The 770-nt window shown below is 65.6% G+C and carries 1 protein-coding gene and 1 pseudogene; both read left to right on the forward strand.

Features of this window, described 5'->3' with window-relative positions; translation table 11 throughout:
* Positions 1-551, forward strand: a 551-nt coding sequence (locus tag GPA25_RS23655) for an MMPL family transporter (protein WP_169262836.1), incomplete at its 5' end; no start/stop codon positions are given.
* Positions 548-770: pseudogene (locus GPA25_RS23660) on the forward strand (putative sulfate exporter family transporter); the annotation flags it as partial. The gene GPA25_RS23655 and the pseudogene GPA25_RS23660, both read left to right, overlap by 4 nt.

Genomic DNA, 770 nt, shown 5'->3' on the forward strand with positions numbered 1-770 from the left:
CGGCGACCAACATCGTGGTGCGCGAAGCCAACCGCACGATGCTGTTCTACGTGTATGGGGCGGTGATCGTGCTGTGCTTCATCACCTTCCGCAACTGGCGCGCGGTGATCGTCGCGGTGGTGCCGCTCGCGGTGACCTCGATCCTGTGCGAGGCGCTGATGGTGGTGCTGGGGATCGGCGTGAAGGTCGGCACCTTGCCGGTGATCGCGCTGGGGGTGGGGATCGGCGTCGACTATGCGCTGTACCTGCTCTCCATCCAGCTCGCGCAGCAGCGTGCGGATGCGACGCTTGCAGAGGCGCACCGCTGCGCACTGCAGTTCACCGGCAAGGTGGTGGCGCTAGTGGGCGTGACGCTCGCCGCGGGGGTGGTGACGTGGATCTGGTCGCCGATCAAGTTCCAGGCCGACATGGGGATCCTGCTGACCTTCATGTTCATCTGGAATATGGTCGGTGCGCTGATCCTGATTCCGGCGCTGTCGCACTTCCTGCTGAAGGACGGCAGCCGTGCGCAGCGTTTCGGCACGGTGCCGGAACTGAGCCTCGCGGCATGAGCGGGGATGAATCGATGACCAATCAGGTGCGGGCGACGACAATGTTCAACTTCCCCGCCGTTGCGCAGCTGTGGCCGGGCGTGCTGACGGCGATCACGATCGCGCTGGCGGCGAGCTTCGTGGCCGAGCATCAGGGCGGGCCGCAGCTGCTGTACGCGCTGTTCTTCGGCATGGCGTTCAACTTCGCCGCGAACGGCGAGAAGATCCACGCGGGCATCG

The organism is Aromatoleum diolicum (assembly GCF_012910955.1).
GTDB classification, from domain to species: Bacteria; Pseudomonadota; Gammaproteobacteria; order Burkholderiales; family Rhodocyclaceae; genus Aromatoleum; species Aromatoleum diolicum.